22 protein-coding genes are annotated in these 22,241 nt (G+C 73.3%); 16 read left to right on the top strand and 6 right to left on the bottom strand.

Features of this window, described 5'->3' with window-relative positions:
* The first annotated feature begins 120 nt into the window (after nucleotides 1-120).
* From ACFYPS_RS02205 to ACFYPS_RS02130, 16 genes are all read left to right on the top strand, one after another.
* Entirely contained in the window at nucleotides 121-465 is a 345-nt protein-coding gene (locus ACFYPS_RS02205; RefSeq protein ID WP_354962286.1) for a hypothetical protein, read from the top strand.
* Nucleotides 466-476: 11 nt separating this feature from the next.
* Nucleotides 477-1,085, top strand: coding sequence for a glycine zipper family protein (locus ACFYPS_RS02200; protein WP_354962287.1), 609 nt, complete (start codon nucleotides 477-479; stop codon nucleotides 1,083-1,085).
* Complete coding sequence (locus ACFYPS_RS02195; RefSeq protein WP_354962288.1) at nucleotides 1,082-1,780, top strand: carboxypeptidase-like regulatory domain-containing protein; 699 nt, start codon at nucleotides 1,082-1,084, stop codon at nucleotides 1,778-1,780. The genes ACFYPS_RS02200 and ACFYPS_RS02195 overlap by 4 nt, the downstream gene beginning before the upstream one ends.
* A gap of 23 nt (nucleotides 1,781-1,803) precedes the next feature.
* Nucleotides 1,804-3,042, top strand: a complete 1,239-nt coding sequence (locus ACFYPS_RS02190; RefSeq protein WP_354962289.1) for a phage tail sheath subtilisin-like domain-containing protein — start codon at nucleotides 1,804-1,806, stop codon at nucleotides 3,040-3,042.
* A gap of 4 nt (nucleotides 3,043-3,046) precedes the next feature.
* Complete coding sequence (locus ACFYPS_RS02185; RefSeq protein ID WP_089020755.1) at nucleotides 3,047-3,529, top strand: phage tail protein; 483 nt, start codon at nucleotides 3,047-3,049, stop codon at nucleotides 3,527-3,529.
* 1,315 nt (nucleotides 3,530-4,844) lie between these two features.
* Entirely contained in the window at nucleotides 4,845-5,207 is a 363-nt protein-coding gene (locus ACFYPS_RS02180) for a hypothetical protein (RefSeq protein ID WP_387322317.1), read from the top strand.
* A complete protein-coding gene (locus tag ACFYPS_RS02175) occupies nucleotides 5,207-6,172 on the top strand; it encodes a hypothetical protein (RefSeq protein ID WP_354962291.1) in 966 nt (321 codons plus the stop codon). The genes ACFYPS_RS02180 and ACFYPS_RS02175 overlap by 1 nt, the downstream gene beginning before the upstream one ends.
* A complete protein-coding gene (locus ACFYPS_RS02170; protein WP_387322315.1) occupies nucleotides 6,169-7,764 on the top strand; it encodes a contractile injection system protein, VgrG/Pvc8 family in 1,596 nt (531 codons plus the stop codon). The genes ACFYPS_RS02175 and ACFYPS_RS02170 overlap by 4 nt, the downstream gene beginning before the upstream one ends.
* A complete protein-coding gene (locus ACFYPS_RS02165) occupies nucleotides 7,764-8,102 on the top strand; it encodes a hypothetical protein (protein ID WP_354962293.1) in 339 nt (112 codons plus the stop codon). Before ACFYPS_RS02170 ends, ACFYPS_RS02165 begins: the two co-directional genes overlap by 1 nt.
* On the top strand, nucleotides 8,099-8,533 hold the full coding sequence (locus ACFYPS_RS02160; protein WP_354962294.1) for a GPW/gp25 family protein: 435 nt from the start codon (nucleotides 8,099-8,101) through the stop codon (nucleotides 8,531-8,533). Before ACFYPS_RS02165 ends, ACFYPS_RS02160 begins: the two co-directional genes overlap by 4 nt.
* Nucleotides 8,530-11,241, top strand: a complete 2,712-nt coding sequence (locus tag ACFYPS_RS02155; RefSeq protein WP_387322313.1) for a putative baseplate assembly protein — start codon at nucleotides 8,530-8,532, stop codon at nucleotides 11,239-11,241. The genes ACFYPS_RS02160 and ACFYPS_RS02155 overlap by 4 nt, the downstream gene beginning before the upstream one ends.
* The gene (locus ACFYPS_RS02150; protein ID WP_354962296.1) at nucleotides 11,222-11,749 is read left to right on the top strand and encodes a phage tail protein; all 528 of its coding nucleotides are present in this window, start codon (nucleotides 11,222-11,224) and stop codon (nucleotides 11,747-11,749) included. The genes ACFYPS_RS02155 and ACFYPS_RS02150 overlap by 20 nt, the downstream gene beginning before the upstream one ends.
* Nucleotides 11,746-12,675: a hypothetical protein gene (locus ACFYPS_RS02145; RefSeq protein ID WP_354962297.1), complete on the top strand. Its 930-nt coding sequence runs from the start codon at nucleotides 11,746-11,748 to the stop codon at nucleotides 12,673-12,675. The genes ACFYPS_RS02150 and ACFYPS_RS02145 overlap by 4 nt, the downstream gene beginning before the upstream one ends.
* Complete coding sequence (locus ACFYPS_RS02140; RefSeq protein WP_354962298.1) at nucleotides 12,672-13,133, top strand: hypothetical protein; 462 nt, start codon at nucleotides 12,672-12,674, stop codon at nucleotides 13,131-13,133. The genes ACFYPS_RS02145 and ACFYPS_RS02140 overlap by 4 nt, the downstream gene beginning before the upstream one ends.
* A 20-nt stretch (nucleotides 13,134-13,153) precedes the next feature.
* On the top strand, nucleotides 13,154-13,909 hold the full coding sequence (locus tag ACFYPS_RS02135; RefSeq protein ID WP_354962299.1) for a hypothetical protein: 756 nt from the start codon (nucleotides 13,154-13,156) through the stop codon (nucleotides 13,907-13,909).
* 50 nt (nucleotides 13,910-13,959) lie between these two features.
* Nucleotides 13,960-16,188, top strand: a complete 2,229-nt coding sequence (locus tag ACFYPS_RS02130) for a hypothetical protein (protein WP_387322310.1) — start codon at nucleotides 13,960-13,962, stop codon at nucleotides 16,186-16,188.
* 12 nt (nucleotides 16,189-16,200) lie between these two features.
* Here the strand turns inward: ACFYPS_RS02130 and ACFYPS_RS02125 are convergent, their stop codons facing one another.
* Genes ACFYPS_RS02125 through ACFYPS_RS02100 form a run of 6 tightly spaced genes read right to left on the bottom strand, consistent with a single transcriptional unit; the run spans nucleotide 16,201 to nucleotide 22,075 of the window.
* The gene (locus tag ACFYPS_RS02125; protein ID WP_354962301.1) at nucleotides 16,201-17,052 is read right to left on the bottom strand and encodes a PmoA family protein; all 852 of its coding nucleotides are present in this window, start codon (nucleotides 17,050-17,052) and stop codon (nucleotides 16,201-16,203) included.
* Nucleotides 17,049-17,678, bottom strand: a complete 630-nt coding sequence (locus tag ACFYPS_RS02120; RefSeq protein WP_354962302.1) for a hypothetical protein — start codon at nucleotides 17,676-17,678, stop codon at nucleotides 17,049-17,051. The genes ACFYPS_RS02125 and ACFYPS_RS02120 overlap by 4 nt, the downstream gene beginning before the upstream one ends.
* The gene (locus ACFYPS_RS02115; RefSeq protein ID WP_354962303.1) at nucleotides 17,662-18,561 is read right to left on the bottom strand and encodes a carbohydrate ABC transporter permease; all 900 of its coding nucleotides are present in this window, start codon (nucleotides 18,559-18,561) and stop codon (nucleotides 17,662-17,664) included. Before ACFYPS_RS02115 ends, ACFYPS_RS02120 begins: the two co-directional genes overlap by 17 nt.
* Nucleotides 18,561-19,544, bottom strand: a complete 984-nt coding sequence (locus tag ACFYPS_RS02110) for a sugar ABC transporter permease (protein ID WP_354962304.1) — start codon at nucleotides 19,542-19,544, stop codon at nucleotides 18,561-18,563. Before ACFYPS_RS02110 ends, ACFYPS_RS02115 begins: the two co-directional genes overlap by 1 nt.
* Nucleotides 19,545-19,575: 31 nt before the next feature.
* The gene (locus ACFYPS_RS02105; RefSeq protein WP_354962305.1) at nucleotides 19,576-20,925 is read right to left on the bottom strand and encodes an extracellular solute-binding protein; all 1,350 of its coding nucleotides are present in this window, start codon (nucleotides 20,923-20,925) and stop codon (nucleotides 19,576-19,578) included.
* Nucleotides 20,926-20,944: 19 nt separating this feature from the next.
* Nucleotides 20,945-22,075, bottom strand: coding sequence for a LacI family DNA-binding transcriptional regulator (locus ACFYPS_RS02100; protein ID WP_354962306.1), 1,131 nt, complete (start codon nucleotides 22,073-22,075; stop codon nucleotides 20,945-20,947).
* Nucleotides 22,076-22,241: the final 166 nt, after the last annotated feature.

The raw sequence follows: 22,241 nt of genomic DNA, 5'->3' as shown, positions 1-22,241 counted from the left end.
CACGCCCGGCACCGGCCGCCCCGCCACGACGGCGACCGGCCCCGGTGCTCCCACCACGGGAGCACCGGACCTCACCACCACCACATCCCGGTCGCACCATCGCAGAAAAGGGGGATCGCCATGAACGATCTCTTCACCTGGGCCGCACTGGGCAGCCTCGCCGGCGCGAGCGCCGCCACCCTGCTGGCCACCAACGTCATCGGCGGGCTGATCGGCCCCAGCGGCGACAAGCTCCGCAAGTGGATCGCCATCGGCATCGCGCTCCTGCTGTCCTACGTGACCGCGGCGTTCGCCGACGACGCCGGCGGCGAGAAGTGGATCATCGCGTTCTTCAACGCGCTGGTCATCTTCTCCGCCGCGCTCGGCGTCAACCAGATTCCGCCCGGCAACCGGCAGGCGACCCAGGCGTCGCCGACCCAGCTCGCGCAAGGTCGTGAGCCCCGCATCCTCCGCTCCTGGGTCTGAGGAGTGACATCATGATCTTCGGAATCATCAGCGCGGCCGTCCAGGTCGGCTTCGGCGCCCTGTTCGGCCTCCTCGTCGGCGGCCCGATCGGCCTGCTGATCGGCGCCGTCGTGGGCCTGCTGGTCGGCGCGGCCTTCGGCTGGGCGGTGGCCTCCGCCGGGGTGTACGCGGCGGACGCCCGCGGCGTCTTCCTCTTCGTCGTCGACCACACCTGGAGCCTGCTGAACACGGTCGTCGGGGCCATCTACCTGGCCGTGCACCTGCTCTTCGGGCACTCGCTGGACCGGCCCACCTCGCAGGGCAGCGGCCGGGTCAGCGTGGTGGAGGGGGTCTCGCCCCGCTACGCCACCACCATCGGCACCGTCTGCGCCGGCTCCAGCTCCGGCATCCAGCGGCACGAGGACGTGCACATCTTCCAGGGTCGCCTGCTCGGCCCGCTCTACATCCCGCTGGTCCTGGCGAACTACGTGCTGTTCACCATCGCACCGGTGTGGCTGCTCTACCACGACCACACCAACGCGCCGATCAACCGGTTCACCCGGTACTTCGAGATCGGCGTCTACCCGCACGTGTGGAACGAGGCCATCGCGTACCGGATCCAGGGGACGCCGCCGCGATGAGCACCGACGGGCGCGGACCGATCGAGACGGCGACCGCCGAGTTGGCCGCCTGGCTGACCAACGCGGCCGGGGAAGCCGTCCCGATCGGCCCGCCCCGTACCGACGGCGACGCCGCCGGGCTCACCCTCTGGCCGATGGAGCTGCGCCCGGCGCGGCAGACCCGCTCCAGCGGCGCGGTCCGCGAGCCGTACCGGTTCACGGTCCGCTACCTGCTCTGCGTGACCGGTCCGGCCGGGCTGGACCGGCTCGACCGGGTGCTCACCGCCGCGACCCGCGACGGTCGCTACCCGGTGGTGCTGGAGGCCGGTGCGGCGCCGCTGTGGACCGCGTTCGGCACCGCGCCACGCCCCGGGCTGCTGATCGACGTGCCGACGCAGGTGGATCACCCGACCCCGGCCGCGCCGCCGGTGCTGCACCCACTGCGGCTGAGACAACTGGAGTCCCGCACGCTCACCGGCCGGGTCGTCGGCCCCGAGGAGCAACCCCTCGCGGAGATGCGGGTCGAGCTGCCCGGCACGTCGTCCGTCACCCGCACCGATCCCGACGGCCGGTTCCTGATCGTCGGCGTACCGCACGACCCCGAGCACCCGGGCCCGGTCCGGCTCCGGCTGACCGGGCGCGGGCTCGTGCTCACCGCCGAGGTCGACCCCGCCGAACCCGACATCGTCATCGTCTGCGCGCCACCGACCCGCTGACGCCCACCCGCACAGGAGGACCGATGCCCAGCTACTTCTCCCCCGGCATCTACGTCGAGGAGGTCCCCAGTGGCGCCCGACCGATCGGACCGGCGAGCACCAGCATCGCCGCCTTCGTCGGCATCGCCCCGGACCGCTCCGCCCAACTGGGCAAGGCGGTGCCGGTCAACAACTGGACCGAGTTCCTGCGGCTCTTCGCCGGCGGGGAGCAGGCGGAGAGCACCGCGCTGGCCCGGGCGGTCTTCGGCTTCCTGGACAACGGCGGCGCCCGCTGCTGGGTGGTCAACGTCGGCGAGGGCGGCGCGATCACCGGCACCGGGCAGCGGCGCGGCGGCCTGCAACTGCTGGAGGCGATCGACGAGATCTCGATCATCGCCGCCCCCGGCTTCAACGACGTCGTGGCGCACGAGGCGCTGCTGAGCATGGCCGAGCGGACCCGCACCATGGTGGCGATCTGCGACCCGGCGCCGGACATCGACGACATCTCCGCGTTGACCCGCGTCGCCACGCCGTCCTCCGGCAAGCCCCCCAAGCCTGCCGACGGCGCGGGCAGCGGCTCGGGTGGTCCTGGTGGCTCGGGCGGGCACGAGGGTGCGGCGTACCGGCCCCGGCAGTCGGAGTTCGGCGCCTTCTACTACCCGTGGCTGCGCGTACGCGACCCGATCAGCGGAGAGCTGGAGCTGACCCCGCCGAGCGGTCACCTGGCCGGCATCTGGGCCCGCACCGACGCGCTGCGCGGCGTGCACAAGGCGCCGGCCAACGAACCGGTACGCGGCGCCGTCGACCTGGGCTACCTGGTCACCCGACCGGAGCACGACGTGCTCAACCCCAAGGGCGTCAACGTGATCCGCTACTTCGCCGGTGAGGGCATCCGGGTCTGGGGCGCCCGTACGCTCGCCGCCGAGGCCAGCGAATGGCGCTACCTCAACGTGCGCCGGCTCAGCATCGCCATCGAGCAGGCCATCGCCAACGGCACCCGGTGGATGGTCTTCGAGCCCAACGACTTCACCCTCTGGCGCTCGATCCGGCGCGACATCGGGGCGTTCCTGACCCGGGTGTGGCGCGACGGCGCGCTGCTCGGACGCAGCCCCGAGGAGGCGTTCTTCGTCAAGTGCGACGAGGAGACCAACCCGCCGGACGTCCGCGACGCGGGCATGGTGATCGCCCACATCGGCATCGCCGTCGTCAAGCCCGCCGAATTCGTGGTGTTCAAGCTGAGCCAGTGGGCCGGCGGCACCGAGACCGAGATGATCGGAGGCTGACGACATGCCCACCACAGCCACCCCGCAACCGGGTGCCCCGGTCGACCCGTACCGGGCGTACAACTTCCGGTTGCTCATCAACGGCGTCACCAACGGCCACTTCACCGAGATGAGCGGTCTGGAGGTGAACATCCCCGGCCAGCCGTACCGGGAGCACGGGCTGGGCCGGATGCGGATGGTGCCGGGTCAGGCGGAGTACGAGCCGGTGACGCTGCACTTCGGGCTCACCGCGTCCCGGGAGCTGTGGGACTGGGTGCACGCCACGGCCCAGGGCACGCTCAACCGCCGCAACGTCTCGGTGGTGCTGCTGGACTCCGTCGGGACCGCCGAGGTGCTGCGGTGGAACCTGATCGACGCCTGGCCCACCCGGTGGCGCGGGGCGCACCTCAACACGCTCAGCCACGAAATCGCCATCGCATCGCTGACCCTGCGCTACGAGGGCCTGGAGTTGGAGACCGGCGGTGCCACCGCGCCGACGCCCGCGTAGCTGGCTGGCCGGCCGGCTGCGCTCGGCGGCCGGGGCGGTGCAACGCCTGGCCGGGCGCGTCGAATCGGCCGGCGCGACCGGGCACCGGCCGTCGGACGTCCGTGCGGATGCGCCACGCCGCTTCGGGGAGCCACCCCAGCACTGGTTGGACCTGGTGGCCGCACACGCCCCCGGTCTGCTGCAGGACCTGGACCTCGACGGGCCGCCGGCCGGGCACACCTCGACCGGCCCGCCCGGTGACGGTACGGACGAACACAACGGCCGGGAGGATGCGGTCCGTGGCGCCGGCGGTGGGGTGACCGGGCCCGTCCCGGGCTCGGACCGTCACCGGTCCACAGGCGACCCATCGGGTGGGTTCGGGAGGTATGACGCTGCTGAGGTCAGTGGTCCGGCCAGCGTCGACGGCCCGGACGCCAGCTCATTCCGAGGTCCTGGTGCGGGCGTGTTCGGAGTGTCCGGTGCGGGTGATGGATCCGGCGGGCCCGGAGCCGGCGGTGGATTCAGCGAACCCGGTGCCGCCGGCCGGTTCGGGGGGCCGGAGGGTCGGCGGGCGACCGGTGCGTCCAGGGTCCGGGACGGCGGGTCAGGGGCAGCTGGTGGACTGGCCGATGCTGGCGCTCCCGGCACCGCCGGGGTGTTCGGCGCGGGGATGGAGTTCGGGGCGCCGGGTGGCCCGACGTCCGGCGGGCCGACGCCAGCCCGACTGCGCTTCCGCCGTGGGTTCGCTTCGTCGGACGGGCCGGGTGCGGCAGCAGGGTCGACCACCCCGGCGGGATCGGCGGCCGGATCGGGTGCCAGCTGGGGGCTCGGTGGATCGGCGCGACGGGCTGCTTCCGGCGGCGTTGCCGGCTCGGGTAGGGACGGACCGCCGGGATCTGGACAGGCGGGGGAAGTCGTTGCGCCAGCCCGGCCGATGATCCGTCCTGCGGTCCCTGGCCCACTCCACTCACCCGCGGACACCACCCCCGCACATGTCCGACCTGAACACCCCACCACGCCGTGGCCCCCCGGGTCGGGCCGGATCTTGGACGATTTCGGCCCCTCCAGGGGCACTTTCCCTCCAAGATCCGCTGCCGGATTCCAGCGTGGGCCGGATGAACGGGGCAGCGACCGGTCCATGGCGGTCGGGAACGGACACTCGGCGGGAACGAGCCGCCTCGGGAGGCGCGGCGACGGATTCGAGGCCGGCCGGAACGGGTTCGACATTGGCGGGGACGGGTTCGACGTCGGCCAGGGTGCCCTGGGGACAGGCCGTGGTCGAGGGGGGCGGCCGGGCGTGACTTGGGCGGCCGGCGACGTACCTCGCGATCGGCACGTGGGCGAGGCCGACGAGCGAGCCGGGCGGACCGGCCAGGTGGGTGCGCGGCTCGCGACGGGTGGTGGCCCGCTCGACGTGGCCCGCGCGGCCGGCAGCGGGCCCTGGCCGGCCCTGCCGGACGATCCGGCGTGGCCCGGGCACCTGTCCGGCGGGGCGGCGTTCACCGGCGGGCCGGACGCGGCCATCGGTGGAGCGCGGACCGCCGGGTCGGGGCGCGGCCCGGTCGGCGGAGGGTGGTCGACGGTGACCGGTGATCTGTGGCCAGCGCTGCCGGACGACCGGCTGCTGTGGACGGTGCCCGGGACGGCGCTGGACGCCACCGACCTGGGCCGGCTGGAGCGAGAACAGGCGGGCGACTGATGGAGCGCGTCGCCTTCCTCATCGACTCCTCCGGCGAACGGGTGGACTGCCTGCTCAACCCGGAGACCGTGCAGGTGACCCGGCTCGCCGGGGTACGCCATCGGGCGGCCGCCGGCGGCCAGCTCACCGGGGCCGGGCTGGCCGACGACCCGCTGGTGTTCACCGGCGGCGGCCGGACCGAGCTGGTGCTCGACCTGCTCTTCGACGTCGACTTCGTGGAGACGCAGATCCGTCCGGGTGACGTACGGGCGCTCACCCGGCCGTTGTGGATGCTGGCGGAGAACTCCACCGCCGAGCACGGGTGGCTGCGGCCGCCGCTGGTCCGGCTTGTCTGGGGCAAGACCTGGAACGTGCCCGGCGTGATCATCGCGGTGGCCGAACGGTTCGACGCGTTCACCGGCACCGGGTCGCCGCGACGCTCCTGGCTACGGCTGAAGCTGGTCCGGGCCGCCGAGACGGCCGATCAGGCGGAGGCCGGCTTCGCCGAGGAGCTGGCCGCGGCGAGCACCCCGACCGCCGCCCCGGGCAGCGCGGTGGTCGCCGCCGGTGACGGCGCCGCCGAGCCCGGACGCTCCGGGGTGCGCTTCGATCTGCTGGCCAACGACGCGCTCGGCTCACCGCTGCGCTGGCGGTTGCTGGCCGAGCACAACCGGATCACCGATCCGCTGGCCGTGCCGGCCGGCACCACCCTGGCCGTCCCGCCGGCCGGCTCCCCGACCGGCGGCTCCCCGACCGGCGGGTCGACGCTGGTCGGGGCGGTGGCCGGGATGGCCCGAGCGGTGGGTGCCGGCGCGTCGTTCGTGGGCGCCTCGGTCGCCACCGCGCCAGCGGCCTGGGCGGCGGCGACCGGAACGACGCCGCCCGGCCCAGCACCGACCGGCAGCAGCCCGGGCAGCGCCAGCCCGGGCGGCAGCAGCCCGGGCAGCACCGGACCGGGCGGCACCGGGCCGGGCGGTGCGCCGTGACCAGCGTCGCGCCCCGGGCGCTGACCGTCCTGCTCGACGGCGCCGAGCTGGCCGGCGCGGCCCGCCAGCGGGTCTGCTCGCTGCGGGTGGCCGCCCGGCTCGACCAGCCCACCCAGGCCGAGCTGGTGCTGGCCACCACCGCTGGGAGCGGCGCGTTCGACCCCGCGGTGCGCCCCGGCACGGCACTCGACGTGCGGCTCGCCGATCACCCCGACGCGCTGTTCACCGGGGAGGTCACCTGCGTGGAGGTCGAGTACGCCGCCGACGGCGCGGCGGTGCTGCGCCTGCGGGCGTACGACGCGCTGCACCGGCTGCGCAAGCGACAGGATCTGCGGGTGTTCACCTCGGTGACCGCCGCCGAGCTGGCCCGGGAGCTGTGCGGCGAGGTCGGGCTGACGGTGACGGCGGAGACCGACGGGCCGCGGCTGGAGCGGCTGCTCCAGCACCGGCACAGCGATCTGGAGCTGCTGCGCGAGGTGACCGGCCGGGCCGGGCTGCACCTGGCCGCCGACGGTGACGGGGTCCGGCTGATCACCCTCGCCGGATACGGGCAACCGGTCGCGTTGGCCCTCGGCGCGGGCGTGCACACCCTGCGGCTGGCCACCAACCTGGACCAGGCCAGCGGCGCCAACGCGGCGCTGGGCTGGCATCCCCAGCGGGCCGAACCGATCAGCCAGCAGGCCGACGATGCGCGCTGCGGCCGACCGGCCGGTGACCGGCCGGACCCGGCGGACGTGGGCGCGGACGGGGTACGCACGGCGGTCGACCAGCCCGGCCGCAGCGACGACGAGCTGGCCGCGTTGGCCCAGGCGCGGCTGGACACCCGCGCCGCCGCGCTGGTCACCGCCGAGGGGGTGGCCGAGGGCGATCCGGCGCTGCGGCCCGGCCGGCGGATCGACCTGACCGGCGTGCCCGACCCGGTCGCCGGGGTGTACGTGCTGACCGAGGTGGTGCACACCGTGGACGGCAACGGGCACCTGACCCGGTTCTCCACCGTGCCACCGGCCGCGCCGCCCACCGCGTCGACCGCCGGGGCGGTGGTCACGCTCGGGACGGTCACCGACGTCGCCGACCCGGACGGGCTGGGCCGGGTCCGGCTGACCCTGCCGGCGTACGGGGACCTGGACGCCGGGTGGCTCGGCGTGCTCTGTCCCGGAGCCGGACGGGGCAAGGGCCTCGTCGCGCTCCCCGACCCCGACGACACCGTGCTGGTGGTGCTGCCCGGCGGCGAGCCGGCCTCCGGCATCGTGCTCGGCTCGCTGTTCGGGGCCGTCGAGCCGTACGACGCGGGCATCGACGACGGCCGGGCCCGGCGCTGGACGCTGCGTACCGCCGGAGGGCAGTCGATCGTCGTCGACGACGTCCAGCGCAGCCTGCGGCTGGCCACCGAGGGCGGCAGCTGGCTGGAGCTGACCCCCGACCTGGCCACCCTGCACGCGGCGACCGACCTGGTGATCTCCGCTCCCGGCCGGGCCATGGTGGTCCGGGCCCGCAGCGTGGACTTCCTGCACGCCGAGTCGACCGAGGACCCGACCACCGCGGCGGAGCGGGCCCGCGCGCTCGCCCGCGCACACCACGAAGGAGGCGGCTGATGCGCTGGATCCACCGCGACTCGGTGATCACCTGCGACCACGACGGCCGGGTCGAGAACCGGCCCTCGCAGCGGTGGGTGACCGTCACCGGCGTGCCGGTGCTGGTGGACGACGACCCAGAGGGACGGAAGATCATCGCCTGCCCGAACTACGGCCCGACCATCAAGCCGTGCACCACGACGGAGAGCCTGCGCGTCGGCTACAGCGACTGGCTGCGGGTCGACGGGCAGCGGGTGGTGCTGTCCCACCTGGAGGGGTTCACCAACGGGACGCCGCCCAACGCGGTCCATCACACGGTGCGCGACCCGCGCCAGCGGTTCCTGGGGGCGGACCGGTGAGGGCCTTCCGCTTCGTCGGCGCCGGCTTCGACGCGGGGCGCAGCGGCGGCCTGGCGCTCACCGCGGCCGGTGGCCTGGCCATGACCGAGGGCGACGAGACCGTACGCCAGGCGCTGTTCCTGCTGTTGTCGACCACGCCGGGCGAGCGGCTGATGCGGCCCGGGTACGGCTCCCGGTTGCATCGGCTGATCTTCGCGCCCAACGACGACACGACCGCCGGGCTGGCCATCCACTACGTGCGGCAGGCGATCGCCCGCTGGGAGCCCCGGGTCGAGGTGATCGACGTGGACGCCGGGCCGGATCCGGACGACGCGTGGCGGCTGGTGATCCGGCTGGACTACCGGGTGCGGGCCAGCCTGACCCCCGGGCAGCTGGTCTTCTCCGTGGACCTGCTCCCGATCGACGAACCGGCACCGGGAGGACCGTCATGACGCTGCCCGTGCCGCACCTGGACGACCGCGCGTTCCTCGATCTGGTCACCGAGGCCCGCGAGCGGATCCGCCAGTCCTGTCCGGCCTGGACCGACCTGTCGGCGCACGACCCGGGCATGGCGCTGGTGGAGGCGTTCGCGCACCTCACCGAGGTGATGATCTACCGGCTTAACCAGTTGCCGGAGAAGGCGTACGTCTCCTTCCTGAACCTGCTCGGGGTGGCCCGGCACGCGCCCACCGCGGCCTGGGCGGACGTCCGGTTCACCCGCAGCGGCACCGACCGGGGCGCGGTGCGGATCCCGGCCGGCCTGCGGGTCGCGGCGGCTCGCGGCGCCGACCCCCGGCCGGTCGTGTTCGTCACCACCGAGCCGGCGCTGCTGCCCGCCGGAGAGACCTCGGTGACTGTGCGGATGCACCACTGCGAGCCGGTCGAGGCGGAGCTGCTCGGCACCGGCACCGGTCAGTCGGGCCAGGTGCTGCGGGCGGCCCGGGCCCCGCTCGCGCACACCGCCGAGCCACTGGACCTGCTGCTCGGGGTGGAGGTGCCGGCCGGCACCGTGGAGCTGGGCGCGGCGGCGCGCGAGCATGACGGCCGCACGTTCGAGATCTGGCGGCCGGTGGACAGCTTCGCCGGGGTCGGCCCGCAGGCCAAGGTGTACCTGGTGGACCGCTGCTCGGGGACGGTCACCTTCGCCCCGGCGCTCGACCTGCGGCCCGCGGCCGGACCGGCCCACCCGGCGACCCCCGGCGATCCCGCGCCGACCGACCCGACCGCTCCCGCCGACCCCCCGGCCGCACCGGGTGGCCCGGCGCGGTCGCCGGTGACCGTGGCCGCGGTCCCGCCGGCCGGACGGCAGATCCGGCTCTGGTACCGGGCCGGCGGCGGGCCTACCGGCAACGTGGCCGCCGGCACGCTGACCAGCCTGCGCGACCCGCTGCCCGGGATACGCGTCGACAATCCCGCGCCGGCGGCCGGCGGCCGGGAGATGGAGGCGCTGGAGTCGGTGCTGCTGCGCGGCCCGTACGAGTTCTTCGCCCAGCAGCGCGCGGTCACCGCCCGCGACTTCGAGGTGCTGGCCACCAGCTCCGGCGCGGTGGCCCGGGCCCGGGCGTTCACCCGCGCCGCCGTGTACAGCTTCGCCCGGCCGGGCGAGGTCGAGGTGGTGCTGGTGCCGTACGTGCCGGCGGAGGCCCGGCCGGGTGGCCGGCTGCCGGTGGCGGTGCTGCGCGAGCACGAGGTGCCCGAGGCGCGGCGCCGGGTGGAGGCGGACCTGGAACAGCGGCGGATGGTCGGTATCCGGTCCCGGGCGACCTGGGCACGATTCAAGGCGGTGTCGGTGCGGGCCCGGGTGGTGGTCCGGCGGGAGGAGGACGTTGACGCGGTCCGCCGGCGGATCCACGACCGGCTGCGCCAGACGCTGAGCCCGCTGCCCACCGCGCTCAACCCGACCGGCTGGCCGTTCGGCGAGCCGCTGCGGGCGTCCAACGTGTACCGGCTGCTGGAGCACGCCGAGCCGGGCGTGCGTTACGTCGAGTCGGTGCGGTTCGTGGTCGACGAGGCGCCCGACGCCGAGGTGCGAGCCCTCGCCGTCGACCAGTACCAGCCCCGCACCTGGTACGCCGGGCGGGGCCCGGTGGTGTTCCGCTCCAGCAACGCGGGTGCGGGTTGGGAGCCGACCGGCCGCTTCGACGGCGAGACGGTGCTGCGGGTGGCGCCCGCCCCGGCGCCGACGCGGCCGGGCATCGTGCCGCGTCCCGGCTCGGTGGCCGTGGTGACACTGCGTGCCTCCGGCGGCTCCCGGGTGCACCTGAGCACCGACCTCGGCGAGACGTGGTCACTGCTGACCGACCTGGATTCGCGGATCTCCGACGTGGCCTGGCTGGATCGCGACGGCGCGGGTGCGCTGCTGGTGGCGACCGACACCGGCCTGTACGAGGTGTCCCTGCTGCCCGGCGCGGTGCCGTTGCAGATCCTCGTCGACCCGTCCGACGCCGACCGGGGGTTCTACGCGGTGCGCGCGTTCGTCTCCGAGCGGGGCGCACCGGGCGTGGCGGTGGCCGCGCAGGCCGGTTTCGGGGTGTACCTGTCGACGGCCGGTGGCCGGCCGGGCAGCTTCGCCCACGTCGGTCTCTCCAATGTGGACAACCGGGTGCTGGCGGTGCAGTACGACGGCCCGGCCACGCTGCTGTGGAGCGGCGCCGGCGAACCGGACCCGAAGAAGCCGGGCCAGGGCTGTCACCGCACCCGGCTGTTCGAGTCGGACGTGCAGTGGCAGTCGGTGCAGGCCGGCTGGATCGGCGGCACCTGTCGGGATCTCGCGTTCGCCGGCTCGCTGGCGGTGGCGGCCACGCAGAGCGGCGGCGTGCTGCGGCTGGACACGCTGGCCGCGCAGCCGCAGTGGCAGTCGGTGTCGGTCAACTGCGGGTTGCCGCTGCGCGACCGGACCCGGTTCGTACCGGTGGACGCCATCGCGGTGAGCGGCCATGCCGCCGGCAGCGGAGCGGCCGGCGCCGACAACCAGCCGGCGGAGCGGCTGATCCTGGCCGGCGGCGAGCGCGGCGTGTACCGCAGCGCCAGCGCGGTGGACTGGACCGCCAGCGCCAACCAGGCCACCGCCGACGTGGTGACCGTCCCCGACACCTGGCTGCTCTGCTCCGGCGAGCACGACATCGAGGTGGTGCGGCAGGATGCGACGCTCGGCGATTGAGCGGCTGCTGCCCGCCGCGTACCAGCGGGCGTGCGTGCCGGGCAGTGTCCTGTGGGCGCTGCTGGAGGTGATGGAGGGGCTGCACGCCCCGGACGAGGCGATCCTCGCCGAGGTGGACGCCCTGTTCGACCCGTACCGGGCACCGGACGGGCTGGTCGTGCAGCTGACCCGCTGGGTGGCGATGGATCACGTGGTGGCCTCGCCCCGCCCGGACGCCCCGCTGCCGCTGCCGGTGGGCCGGTTGCGGGACCTGGTGGCCAACGGCGCGCTGCTGGCCCGGTGGCGCGGCACCCCGTACGGGATGTGCAGGGCCCTTGAACTGGCCACCGGGCTGCGCGGTTTCGCGATCGACGAGCCAGCGGAGCAGCCGTTCCACGTCGTGGTGCGGGTGCCGGCGGCCGCCGCGGACCAGCTCGCCGTCATCACCCGCATCGTCGAGGCGGAGAAGCCCGCCTCGACCACCGCCGAGATCGTCGTCGCAGTCGTCGTCGCAGAGGAGTCGTCATGACCACCGAATGGGCGGTCGTCGCCGCCGCCGAACAGTTCACCCTCGACCCGCGCAACAGCGGCGAGCTGACCTTCACCGTCTCCAACCCGGGCAACGCGCCGGACACGGTGGTGTTCGACGTGGCGCCCGGCGACGGATCCCAGCGGTCCTGGTTCACGGTGACCGAGCCGCAGCGGGTGGTACCCGGGCAGGGCTCCGTCTCGTTCCTGGTCAAGCTCGCCGTGCCGCCGGGCACCCCGCCCCGGCGCTACGACATGACCGGGTTCGCGTACTCGGCGAACACCGCGCCGGAGGAGAGTTCCCGCTCGAGCGGCCGGGTCACCTACGAGGTGCGGGCCGTCGCCCCGCCGAAGCGGACGCCCTGGCCGTGGATCGCGGCCGCGGCGGCGCTGGTGCTGGTGGTGGTGACCGTGGGGGTGGTGCTGCTGACCCGTGGCGGCGAGCCGGCCCCCGGCGAGCCGCGGGTGGTCACCGTCGAGGCGGAGAGCCTGGTGGACGCGGCGGTGGTGGAGTCGCCGCGGACGAGCGGGGCAGCCGTGGTGGCGCAACCGAACTGCTGCGGCGTGACCTGGTCGGGCGGCAAACAGCTGTTCTTCCAGGGGTTGGCCATCGGCGACCAGGTGACCGTGACGGTGCAGATTCCGGCGGATGCCACCTGGCGCTTCGCGGCGGTACGCACCACCTCGTTCGACTACGCCAACACCGTCTTCTCCATCGACGGCACCCAGATCGGCGGGGCGTTCCTCGGTTTCACGCCGACGGTGCAGAAGACGGAGTTCCTGGACGTCGGCACGGTCCGGCTGACCAAGGGCCCGCACCGCGTCACGTTGGTCGTGGTGGGCAAGACGCAGGGCACCAACCGCTACTTCGCGGGCGTCGACGAGATCCGGTTCAGCGAGGTCGCGCCGCCGGCCGCCGCGCGATGAGCGGCCGGCAGAAGGCGCTGCTGGGGCTGCTCGCCGTCCTGCTGGTGGCGCTGTTCGTGGGCGCGGTCGGCACGGGCCGCGACGACCGGGGTGATCCGGGGGCCCGGCACGGGCTGGTCGACCGGCTGGGTGCGCTGGGCGGCGAGCGTTCCGCGGTGGACCCGGCCACGGTCAGCGCCGACTGCGCCGAGCAGACCGGCCGGCTGGTCTTCTCCGGCAGTTGTCTGGTGCGGGTCGCCGACCCGGGCGGACTGCGCACCCTGGTGCTGCGCAGCGCGCAGCCGTTCACGGTCGTCGCGTCGGCGCCCGGCGACGCGGACCTCACCATCCGCGACGAGGTCGAGCCGGCGTCGGACGGCACCGGCGCGGTGGCGAAGGTCGCCGTCGACGAGGCCACCGAGGTGGCCGTGATCTGCCCGGGCCTGGGTGGCTGCACGGTCACCGTGGCCGCGTCCTGATCCGAGAGGAAGGTGCCGACGTGGGTGACCTGCGCAAGCCGTTCCTGCTGCTGGCGATGCTCGCCATCGTCCTGGCGATCGGGGTGGAGCTGGGCGCCGGGCTGCTGCTCGGGGGCGCCGACGCCAGCGCGGCGCTGTCGGACAGCGCCGGCGCGCTGGACGTCGAGCTCGACGACGTGTCCGGGGTCAGTGAGCCGTCCGGTCGGGGCACCGGCTACCTGGCGTTGATGGACGCGGTGGCGGTCTGGAGCACCGGGCTGTTCTGTCTGGGTCTGCTGCTGCCCGAACGGATTCAGGGCCGGGTGCAGGGTGTCGCCAGCCTGATCTTCTCGATCATCCTGATCATCGTCGGGCTGATCGCGTTGCTCATCGCGTTCGTGGAACTGATGATCATGGTGTCGCTGTTCCTGGCCGCGCCGTTCGGCACGCTGGCCTACCTGGCCCTGTGGGGGTTCTTCCCGGTCGGCGAGGCGGCGGTGCTGTTGGGCTTGGTGCTGCTGCTGAAGCTGGTCTGGGCCGGGCTGCTGGTGCTGGCCCAGCCGCGCTTCCTGCAGAACAAGGGCCTCGTCCTGCTGATGCTCACCACCCTGCTGTGCACGGTCGTGCTGGAGTTCCTGCACAACCTGGTGCCGGTGATCCTGGTCAGCATCGTCGACGACGTCGCGGCGGTGGTCTTCGCCATCGTCGCCATCATCTGGGGGCTGGTACTGCTGATCGGTTCGATCCCCGCGATCGTCAAGGCCGTCCGGGTGACCGCAGCCCTGCCCGCCCGCTGACGTTCGCGGTATCGGCAACGGCCCGGCGGATTGTCTGTGACCCTGACGGCGTGGACAGGACGCCGGGATGCGACGCGGTGGAGTTGCGCGTACACGGCATCTCCGGGGTGACCGCGGAACGGATCCTCGACCACCCGATCGTGGTCCGCGTCGCCGGTGACACGCACGCGGGTTTCTTCCGGCCCCGGGCGGGGAGCGGCACCGCCGGCGGGGCCACCGCCGGGGTCGCCGTCGAGGCGTACCGCTGGGGTTCCCTGACCGCAGGCGCGGCGGTCCGGACGGCCTCGATGCTGCTGTTGCTGCCCTTCATGCTGGGTAACCTCGCGATCTGGCTGCGCCCCCCGGGGCGTGACCGGTGGGCGCTGCTCAGCGTGCTGTGCCGTCTGCTCGCCGGCACCCTCACCGCCACGTTCGTGCTGGCGATCACGGGCGTCACGCTGGACCTGGTCGGCTGGCAGTGCGTGCCGTACCCCGGCTGCCGAGCCAGCCGTCCCTACCTGGCCTGGCTGTACGCGCTGCCGTCCGGCCCCCGGCTGGCGCTGTTGTCGGTCGTCCCCCTGCTCGCGCTGCGGGTCGTCTGGGCGATCAGCATCCGGTCGGCGCGGGCGCTCGAAGGGTTCAATCCACCGGCGGCGCCGCCGCCCTCCGACGGCCGGGTCGAGGGCCTCGCCGACGCGGGTTTCTGGCACGAGCAGACGATCGGGTGGCTGCGCCAGATCCACGTGGCGCTCGGCGTCGGCACGCTGAACCTCAGCCTGCTCGGAGGCATCTCATCGGGCGGGGCCACACCGGGACACGTCGCGCTGTTCGTGGCAGCGGGCGGGCTGCTCGCGTTCTGCGTGGTCCTGCTCTGCCTGCCCACGCCGCCCACCTCGGCTGGTGCCCGGCGGGTCCTGCTCCCGCTGTGGGCGGCCACCGTGGCGGTGAGCGTGCTGTGCCTCGGCTCGGCCGTGCTCGCCGGTGCGGCACCGTCGGGCTCGGGCACACTGCCCGGGTACGAGAGCGCCGCCGCCGGGGTGGTCGCCGCGCAGGGCGTCCTGCTCGTCGTGCTCACCGTCGTCACGTACGTCCGCCAGCGTGAGGTCCGCACCGACCGCCCGTTCCTGCGCGGGCTCGGCGCCCCGATCATGGCGGCGGCCGCGGTGAGCGTCGGTGCGGCGTTCACCGCCACCCTGGTCTACCGGGTCGCCGACGCCCTCGACCACGGCGACATTCCCGACCCGATCCGGCCCAACCCGCCGACCGTCGGCCCGCTGGAGCCGCCGGTCGCCTACTGGTGGGCGGCGCTCGCCGGGCTCGCCGCGCTGCTCATCGGCGCGGCCGTCACCTCGGCGACCCTCCTGTTCAGCCGACGGCGACGACGGCGGATGGCGACACGTGTCGTCGAGCGGGACTACCCGGACGTACCGTCGGACGACGCGCACCGGCTACGGATGGTCCGGGAGACCATCGCCCGGTCCCGGGTCACCGAGGAACTGGGACCGATGCTGATCGCCTTCCTGCTGATCGCGTCGCTCGGGTTGGCGACCGTCGCCCTCGACGTGATCGGGATCGGCCCCACCCAACTCGCCGCCCACGTCGGTGGGAACGGAGGCGCGGTGGCCCTGCTGACGGCGTATGTGACCGACGCGGGTGTCTGGGTGATCAGCCTGCTGGTGATCGGCCTCCTGATCCTCGGCTTCCGCGCGTACCGGTCGTCGCAGACCCGGCGGGTCGTGGCGGTGCTGTGGGACCTCGGCACCTTCTGGCCCCGCACGGTTCATCCGTTCGCGCCGCCCTGCTACGCCGCCCGCGCCGTCCCGGAGTTGGCGAAGCGCGTCACCGGGCTCACCGCGCACGGGCCGGTGATCCTCTCCGGGCACAGCCACGGCTCGGCTCTGGCCGCCGCCACCGTCCTGCAACTACCGCCGTCCGCGCTGGCCCGGGTATCGCTACTGACCTACGGCTCGCCGCTGCGGCGCACCTACGCACGGCTCTACCCCGCGTACCTGGGACCGCAGACCCTCTGTGATCTGGGCGAGCGGATCGGGTGGCGCTGGCGCAACCTGTGGCGGGACACCGACCCGATCGGCGGGCCGATCTTTCCCCCTGACGCGGGGGCGCCGCCGGCCGGCGACGTCGCGGCGGCCGGCGACGTCGACATCCGGCTCCGCGATCCCCGCAGCCTGACCGTCGACCCGACGGACACCGTGCCACCGCCGATCGAGCGGCACTGGCCGTACCACACCCAGGGCGCGTACCAGGCGGCCGTCCGCACGCTGACCGACCGCTCCCGCTGACCGTCTCCGCCGTCACGTCCCCGCGCCGACCAGGGCGGCGGCCCCGTCCCGGTCGAGTGTCCCGTCGATGACCCACACCGGGTACCGGCCGTGCCGGGTCCCGCCGGCCGGCACCACGGCCGGGCGATCGAACGCGAACGCCACGCAGACCCCCGGATACATCGCGGTCCGCACGAACCACCGGTCGCCCGGGCCGAGACCCGCGAAGACCAGGGTGTACGCCCCACCGCCCGGCCCGGTGCCGGTCAACGCGACCCACGGCGCCGCGCTGCCGTTGACCGCCTCCTCCGCGATGGCGTCGGCGGTGAACACGACCGGTTCGCCGTCGGCGGCGGCCCGCCAGAAGAACCCGCCGTAGCCGGCCCCACCGGGGCGACCGTTGGTGGCCGGGCTGCCCAGGCACACCTCCCGATCGGCGGGGGCGGTGAGAGCGGTGTCCAGGTCGAGCCGCCAGACCTCCGGTGCGAGCATCGACGCGGCGAGGCGCCGACGCTCGGTCAGCAGCACCTGGCCGTGCGGGTCGCGCCACTCCAGCCGGTGTTCCAGCCGGTCGGCGGCCCGCTCCGACCAGCCGGTGTGCGCGATCCGCCCGTGGTCGTCGCGCCAGGTGTAGCCGACGTCGCGCACGTAGGTGCGCCCTCCCCAGAGGTTGCTGCCGTTGACGTCCTGCACGGCGAGGGAGGCGCCGAGGTGCCACACGTGGTCGGCGGGCAGCGCGTCGGTGACGACCGTGCCGCCCAGGGTGCGTACCGGGTGCAGATACGGCCGTGGACCGTGCCGCGCGTCCAGCGCCGGGTCGACCACGTACCGGGCCACCTCCGTTCCGTCGACCAGCAGCCGCGCGGGATCGTGCCCGGCGCTCACGGCAGCTCCGGATGGGCGGGAACCGGCCGGCGGCCGGCGACGGCGTGCAGGGCGGCCACGGTGTAGCCGGCGAGGACCGGCACCGCGACCGGGGTGATCAGGACGGCGAGCAGCCCGGCCAGCGCGGTCACCCCGGTGAGCGCGGCCCAGCGGATGGGCGCGTCGAGGCAGGCGCGGGCGGCGGACCGGGCCGCGGCCCGCCACCGCCCGCCCCCGTTGCCGCCCACCTCGACGACGACCAGCCCGGCGTACCCGGCCAGGCCGGCCGCGACCAGCGCGGTCACCAGCAGCGCCGGCGGGCCGCCCGGCACCCGGCCGGTGGCCAGCGCCGCCAGATCGGCGGCGAGCAGTCCGGCGGCGGCGAGCGCGAGCAGGCTGACCGGCATGCCGGGCAGCACCGACCGGCCGAACCGGCGCAGGGTCGTCCGCGCCATCGGCCACGTGCCGGTACGGGTCCAATCGTGCACCGCCGCGCTGGCGGTGCCCGCCGCCGCGGCGACGGTCAGCAGGGGTGCCGCCGCCAGCACCAGCAGGATGCCGAGCAGCGCCAGGTCGGCGGCGTCCCGGACGACGTCGCGCCAGTCCCGTCGCCCGGCGGTGTCCGCCCGCTCAGCCCTTGATGCCACTGGTGTTGATCCCCTCGACGAGCATCCGCTGGAACGCGACGAAGAACAGGAAGACCGGCAGCAGCGACAGCACCGACATGGCGAACATCGGCCCGACCGCGCTCTGGCTGGTCGAGTCGATGAACAGGGTCAGCGCGACCGGCACGGTGTAGTCCTCCAGTTGGGAGAGGAAGACCAACTGCCGGAAGAAGTCGTTCCAGGTCCAGATGAACGAGAAGATCGCCGTGGTGACCAGCGCGGGTCGGCTCAGCGGCAGGATGATGTGCCGGAAGATGCCGTACGGGCCGGCGCCGTCGATTCGCGCCGCCTCGTCCAGCTCGCGCGGGACGCCCCGCATGAACTGCACCATCAGGAAGACGAAGAACGCCTCGGTGGCCAGGAACTGCGGGATCAGCAGCGGCAGGTACGGCCACTCGCCGCCGACCAGGCCCAGCGTCCGGAACAGGATGTACTGCGGCACGATCAGCACGTGCTGGGGCAGCAGCAGCGTGCCGATCATGACGGCGAACCACATGCCGCGCAGCCGGAACCGCAGCCGGGCGAAGGCGTACGCGGCCAGCAGGCAGGAGATCCCGTTGCCGACGACGGTGAGCAGGCTGACCATGGCGCTGTTGAGGAAGAACCGGCCGAAGCTGACGTCGAAGTTGGACCACCCGGCGGTGTAGTTGCCCGGGGTGAACCGCTCGGGCAGCAGCCCGACGTTGTTGACGATCTCCTCCTGGGACTTCACCGAGGTGCCGATCATCCAGATCAGCGGGTAGAGCACCACGGCGACGATCGCCACCAGGATGAGCAGCCGCAGCACGGGCCGACCGCCGGGCCGTCGGCGCGCGCTCGGTGCTGCTCCGGTCGGCGCAACGGCCGTCGGGGTCACCGTCACCATCACCGGTCCTCCCCGTCGGAGTAGTGCACCCAGAACCGCCCGGTGCTGAACAAGATCGCGGTGATCACCGCGATGGCGAGCAGGAACACCCAGGCCATCGCCGAGGCGTAGCCCATCTCGAGGTCGGTGAAGCCGGTGATGTAGAGGTTGAGCGTGTACATCAGGGTGGAGTCGACCGGGCCGCCCGTGCCGTTGCTGAGCACGAACGCGGCGGTGAAGCCCTGGAAGCCGTTGATGGTCTCCAGCACCAGGTTGAAGAAGATCACCGGGGAGAGCATCGGCAGGGTGACGTTGCGGAACTGGCGGAACCGGCCGGCCCCGTCGACCGAGGCGGCCTCGTAGAGTTCGGTGGGCACCTGCTTGAGCCCGGCCAGGAAGATCACCATCGGCGCGCCGAACTGCCAGATGGCCAGCACCATCAGCGTCTCCAGGGCCCAGTCCGGGTCGTTGACCCACGGTTTGCCCGTGATGCCGAAGAGGCCCAGCAGCGAGTTGAACGCGCCGTCGCGGTTGAACATGTTGACCCACACGATGGCCAGCGCGACACTGCCGCCGAGCAGTGACGGCAGGTAGAACAGCCCGCGGAACAGCCCGACCCCGCGCCAGGCCCGGTTGAGCAGCAACGCCACGCCGAGCGCCGCGGCCAGCTTCAGCGGCACGGCGATCAGCGCGAAGGTGAGGGTGACCCGCACCGCGTGCCAGTACGACGGGTCGGCGGTGAACATCCGCTCGTAGTTGGCCAACCCCACCCACTCCACCTCGGAGAACGGGGTGAGGATGTCGTAGTTGGTGAAGCTCAGGTAGAGCGACAGCAGCATGGGGATCGCCGTGACGCCCATCAGGCCGATGAGCCACGGCGACAGGAAGACGTACCCCGCCAGACCTTCGCTGTGCCGGAGGCGTCCGGGCCCACGCCTCTCGGCATGGGCCCGGGCGGATCCGGGGCCGCGTCGGGTCGGGTCGGGCGCCGTGGTCAACGCCACGAACTGCTCCTCTCCTCGCCTTGCGGGTCGGTCAGGCGATGGCGGACTTGGCCGCCTGCACGAACTGGGCGGCGGCCTCGGCGGGGGTTGCCCGGCCGTACTGCGCGTTCTCGGCGGCCTTGATCAGCTCGGACTTGACCTTGCTGTGCCCCTTGATCGGCACCTGCGGCGACTCGCCGAACTTCTGGGTCAGCTCCGCCTCGACCGCGATGGACTGCTTCATGGCCGGGTCGGTGGTGTCGTCACTGACCACCCGACGCAGGTCCAGGTTGGACGGCAGGCCGCGGTCGGTGCCGAGCAGCGATACCGCCTCCTGGTCGTTGTTCAGGAAGTTGATCACGTCGACCGCGACATCCTTGTTCTTGCTGCCCTTGAACACCGACCAGTACATCGAGGCCCGGGCCCACTGCGCGCTCGGGTCACCGGGGTAGGCGATCACGCCCAACTCGTCCTTGGTGTTCTTCTTCAGGTCCGGCATCTGGTTGGCCCAGACCCAGGAGGTCGCCGACTTGCCCGTGACCACCAGCTGCTTGGTGACGTCACTGGAGTTGCCCTCGTGGATGACGTCGGCGGTCGGGGTGGCTTTGCGGTCCCGGGCGCCCTTCCAGAGGTCGAACCACTTGGTCACATCCTCGGCGGTGAAGCCCAGTTCGGAGCCCTTGTAGAGATCCTTGCCCTGCTGGCGCAGCCAGACCCAGAGCGCCTTGTAGTCCGCGCTCGGGTCCTGGGTGCCGGGTACGCCGGTCTTCTTCGCAACCTCCTCGGCCCAGGCGATGTGCTGTTCCCACGACATCCCGGTGGTCGGCTCGGGCAGGCTGTTCTTGGTCAACAGCGTCTTGTTGTAGACCAGACCCTGGGTGTTCTCCCCGGCGGCCAGCCCGGCTAGCTTGCCGTCGACCACGCCGTACTGCCAGAGGCTCTTGGGGAACTTGGAGGTGTCCAGCTTGCCGGACTCCTGGTAGGACGTCAGGTCGAGTGTGGTGTTGCGGGCCGCGTACTCGGCCAGGTAGTTGTCGTCGATCTGGAAAAGGTCCGGCGGGTTGCCGCCGGCGGTGAGCGTGGCCAGCTTGTCGAAGTAGCCCTGGTTGGCCTGCCAGGTCTTCTCGAAGGTCACGTTCGGGTGCTTCTTGGTGTAGAGAGCCAGCGCGTCCTCGGTCAGCTTGGCCCGGGCGTCGCCGCCCCACCAGAAGATGGAGAGCTTGACCGGAGCGTTCGGATCGGCGGCGGGGTCGTCGTCTCCGCCGCAGGCGGCGGCGCCGAACATCAGCGGTGCGGCGACCGTCACGGCGAGCAGGCCACGCAGCAGGCGCCGCCGAGGCAGCGCGGTACGGTGACTGCGCCCGACGGACGCGTCAGTGGTGGGGGGCGTTGCGGGGTGCATGTGCGCTCACTCCTCGGCATTAGGAGGCGACGGCGTCACCGGTGGCCGCGGTCGGGATGCCCGGGCCCGCAGGGCAATGCGGGTCCGGGCCACGCGGCGCGGCCAGGGGACGTGCCGGTCGGGCGTGCGGGCCCGGGCCGGTCGAGTCGCGGATGACCAGGTCGGTCTGGAGCATTACCTGTGCGGTGGTACGACGGACGCCGAGCGCTGTGCCGGCACCCAGCCCTCGCGCACCGCGCGGTGACTCGGTGTCCTGTTGCAGCAGCATGTCGACGGCCGTCCGGCCGGCGGCCCCGGTGGGTGTGGCCACCGTCGTCAGTTTGGGGCGGGTGAGCCGGCTCAGGGCGATGTCGTCGACCCCGACGACGCTCACCTCCTGCGGCACCCGGACCCCGAGCGCGTCCAGCCCCTCGATGAGGCCGATCGCCATCAGGTCGTTGTAGGCGAGCACCGCGGACACGCCGCTGCGCCGCACCTGCTCGGCGACCGCGGACCCACCGGTCTCGGTCGGCGCGTTCGGGCCGAGCAGGGTCAGCTCGGCGCCACCCGCCCGGGCGGCCGCGCCGGCGGCTCGGCGCATCTCCCGGTTGGTCCACGAGCTGCGCGGGCCACCGAGCAACGCGATGCTGCGGTGCCCCAGGCCGACCAGGTGCTCGATCGCCGCCCGGGCGCCCTGCCCGACGTCCATCAGCACGCAGGGCAGGCCGGTCACCTGGCGATTCACCACCACCAGCGGCACCTCACGGCTGAGCTGCTCGATCAGGCTGTTGCTCATCCGAGGACTGCACAGCAGCACCCCGTCCACCTGCTTGGCCAGCGCGTGGACCAGCTCCTCTTCCGCGGTCGGGTCCTCGTTGGTGTCGGCCACAAAGACGTGGTAGTCGCGGTGCCGGGCCTGGCTCTCCGCCGCCTTGATCAGCGGCGGGAAGAACGGGTTCGCGATGTCCGCGATGATCAGCCCGATGTTGTGCGTCCGCCCGGTGATCAGGGCTCGTGCGGCCCGGTTCGGCCGGTAGCCCAGATCCTCCGCGCAGGCCAGCACCCGGACCCGGGTCTCCGGGTTGACCAGGTGCGGAGCGGAGAAGGTGCGGGACACGGTGGAGATGTGCACACCGGACGCCCGGGCGACGTCCCGGATGGTGACAGGCACGGCGGCCCCTTCGTCCGATGTGGTGGCGGTCACGTGGGTGTGGCCAATTAATGCAAACGGTTGCTCCAGTGTCAACGGTGAATGGTTACGGCTTTGTTGCGTCCGCACTCCCCCTGGTGACCTAATGCCTCGCAAATACGGACATTAACCGCCGATTACGTCGTCG

The sequence above is a fragment of the Micromonospora sp. NPDC005087 genome, assembly GCF_042872965.1.
In the GTDB taxonomy this organism is placed as follows: domain Bacteria; phylum Actinomycetota; class Actinomycetes; order Mycobacteriales; family Micromonosporaceae; genus Micromonospora.
This window is presented reverse-complemented; position numbering and strand designations above follow the sequence as displayed.

Excerpts from the sequence above, each read along its gene's own strand:
- ACFYPS_RS02205 (WP_354962286.1), top strand. The coding sequence starts at position 121 with ATGAACGATCTCTTCACCTGGGCCGCACTGGGCAGCCTCGCCGGCGCG.
- ACFYPS_RS02200 (WP_354962287.1), top strand. The coding sequence starts at position 477 with ATGATCTTCGGAATCATCAGCGCGGCCGTCCAGGTCGGCTTCGGCGCC.
- ACFYPS_RS02165 (WP_354962293.1), top strand. The coding sequence starts at position 7,764 with ATGCGCTGGATCCACCGCGACTCGGTGATCACCTGCGACCACGACGGC.
- ACFYPS_RS02145 (WP_354962297.1), top strand. The coding sequence starts at position 11,746 with ATGACCACCGAATGGGCGGTCGTCGCCGCCGCCGAACAGTTCACCCTC.
- ACFYPS_RS02175 (WP_354962291.1), top strand. The coding sequence starts at position 5,207 with ATGGAGCGCGTCGCCTTCCTCATCGACTCCTCCGGCGAACGGGTGGAC.
- ACFYPS_RS02190 (WP_354962289.1), top strand. The coding sequence starts at position 1,804 with ATGCCCAGCTACTTCTCCCCCGGCATCTACGTCGAGGAGGTCCCCAGT.
- ACFYPS_RS02140 (WP_354962298.1), top strand. The coding sequence starts at position 12,672 with ATGAGCGGCCGGCAGAAGGCGCTGCTGGGGCTGCTCGCCGTCCTGCTG.
- ACFYPS_RS02155 (WP_387322313.1), top strand. The coding sequence starts at position 8,530 with ATGACGCTGCCCGTGCCGCACCTGGACGACCGCGCGTTCCTCGATCTG.
- ACFYPS_RS02150 (WP_354962296.1), top strand. The coding sequence starts at position 11,222 with ATGCGACGCTCGGCGATTGAGCGGCTGCTGCCCGCCGCGTACCAGCGG.
- ACFYPS_RS02185 (WP_089020755.1), top strand. The coding sequence starts at position 3,047 with ATGCCCACCACAGCCACCCCGCAACCGGGTGCCCCGGTCGACCCGTAC.
- ACFYPS_RS02115 (WP_354962303.1), bottom strand. The coding sequence starts at position 18,561 with ATGGTGACGGTGACCCCGACGGCCGTTGCGCCGACCGGAGCAGCACCG.
- ACFYPS_RS02105 (WP_354962305.1), bottom strand. The coding sequence starts at position 20,925 with ATGCACCCCGCAACGCCCCCCACCACTGACGCGTCCGTCGGGCGCAGT.
- ACFYPS_RS02195 (WP_354962288.1), top strand. The coding sequence starts at position 1,082 with ATGAGCACCGACGGGCGCGGACCGATCGAGACGGCGACCGCCGAGTTG.